The sequence below is a fragment of the Flavobacterium sp. genome (assembly GCF_035456225.1).
GTDB lineage: Bacteria > Bacteroidota > Bacteroidia > Flavobacteriales > Flavobacteriaceae > Flavobacterium.
In genome coordinates this window covers 1-2,107 of record NZ_DATIDM010000215.1, presented here as the reverse complement: position 1 = coordinate 2,107, position 2,107 = coordinate 1, and the positions used below count along the sequence as shown (strand labels likewise).

Here is a 2,107-nt window from a genome sequence, read left to right as displayed (position 1 = left end):
TACTGTTAAGAAAAGTCAATAATGAATGGAAAGATTTTGGACATTATGACGACGGTATTCATTATTGAAATTTTGCTCATAAAAATAGAATAAAGGCTGCTTATAACAGCCACTCCTATGTAAAGCATCATAAAGTTATTCACAACTTTTGAGAGGGTTATATGTTGGTTATTTTTCGAGTATAAAATTCCGTTCCAACGGCTTGTTGAAAAAGTTGGAAACAACTTTTTGTCCGCCGAAGGCTTAGGACTGAAAAAGTTATTCTGACTTTTTCAATAATGCCACGAATTTAGATCTCTTTTATTCCATAGTCTTTCTTTTAAAATTCTTAAAGCTCCTACTCCTATATGTGGTCTGTTTTGCGCAGCCACCAGCATCGGTTTGATTGTAAGAATAAAAAACAGCTGCCTGCTACAAAATGCGGCTTCGTTTTATAGAACCGCCATAGCTGTTTTGCAGTCTGTTTTCTGGTATGGTTGAGCTCTTTAAGAAGGTTGTTTTTGTTTTTCTAACACTAAATTTCTATTGATTTGATAGGGCGTTTCCGTTTTAATGACCGAGAGTATTCTTCGTGCCAATTTATGGGCTATTTTAATAATGACGCTCTTTACGTTCTTGCCTTGATGTTTGCGGTAATAGTTTTGCATTTCGGTATCTTTTCTAATGGCAATCCAGGCTGCTTCCACTAAATAACTCCGCAATTGTGAACGGCTTCTGGGGGTTATTCCCAAACACTTTTCCGAACCGCCGCTATTGTAAATCCCAGGCACCAATCCGATGTAAGAGCTAAATTGTCCCTCGTTATTGAATCGGCGCAAATCACCACACTCGGCCAAGATTACACTGGCCAAATAACCGCCAATTCCCGGAATGCTCCTCAAAAGATTATAATCTTTCTTATGGGTCTTTCGACAGTGAGCACGCATTTGATTAGCAATTTCCAAATACTCTGACCTGATAAATTTGTACATCCGTATTTTGCCATGCAAAGCCAATTCTCCACAGCTGGTGCTGAATTTTATTTTTTCCAGCCATACAATAAAATCTTTGCTCCAATTTGAATTATCAAACTCCTGAGGTATTTCAATGCCATGAAATAATAACATACTTTTGATATGTGTTTTGGTTTGTCGGAGTTTCTTGGTCACTTGGGTTCTATGACGCGCCAAAGTCGTAAACTGCTCGTGTTCTTCCGTAGGAATATAAACCCCTCTGAGAACCCCTGACTTTAATTGATTGGACAGATTCCTGGAATCCAAGGCGTCTGTTTTTTGATATCGTTCCTTATCTCCTGACTTGACATCGGATGGGTTGACCACCAAAACATGCCAACCTAAGTTTAAAAAATAGCGGGCTGCGGAAAACCCGCAACAGCCTGCTTCGTAAACTAAATCCACTTCGTGATTAGGAAACGTTTGCTCCACATATTGAAATAAATCCTCGGCAACAGAAGGCATCGAATATGTTCTGTGAAAAAACAAATCAGTTTGAATGGAAACTGACCAGCTTTTTTTGTGAATATCTAAACCAATGAATATCTTTGGTTTTCTTAGGGCATCTTGTAATTGCATAATCTTCGTTTTTGGTAACTCTAAGTTATGCTTTTACATAGATGCTACAACGGATTGGGGCAATTGGCTTAATGGAAAAATGGTTTTGTATTTGAATGATTTGGCAAATCCGAAGAATGGTCTTAATTTAGTCCCAAACCCGCTGTAGTACCAAGACGTTAGCAGAGATTTTTAAGAGAAAATAGAAGAATTCAAATAACATAAATAATAAAATGAAAAAAGGATTTCTAATTGTATTAGTTTTAATTGTTTGTAAAACATACGGACAGACATTTGAAGAATTGACTTCCGCTGCAAAAAAAGCTGAAAAAGAGAAAAACTATACACAAGCAATAGACTTTCTTGAAAAAGCATTAAACCTTGACAATGAAAATCATTTCATTTATAACAAGTTGGGTTTGATGTATTATCGCCTTAATAATTACAATCGTTCAATCGAATATTGCAACTTAACCCTAAAAAAGGTTCAGAACGACTCCGTTGCTCTTTATCAAAGAGGTTTTTGCTATATGGGTAAAAGTGAGTTTCAAAAAGCA

The 2,107-nt window shown here is 36.6% G+C and carries 2 protein-coding genes; one reads left to right on the top strand and one right to left on the bottom strand.

Annotated features, from left to right (window positions below):
- Positions 1–485: 485 nt before the first annotated feature.
- The gene (locus VLB74_RS12565) at positions 486–1,571 is read right to left on the bottom strand and encodes an IS110 family RNA-guided transposase (RefSeq protein ID WP_325203801.1); all 1,086 of its coding nucleotides are present in this window, start codon (positions 1,569–1,571) and stop codon (positions 486–488) included.
- A gap of 212 nt (positions 1,572–1,783) precedes the next feature.
- Between VLB74_RS12565 and VLB74_RS12560 the strand changes: the two genes are divergently transcribed.
- A partial coding sequence (locus tag VLB74_RS12560) for a tetratricopeptide repeat protein (RefSeq protein ID WP_414655604.1) occupies positions 1,784–2,107 on the top strand: 324 nt, incomplete at its 3' end.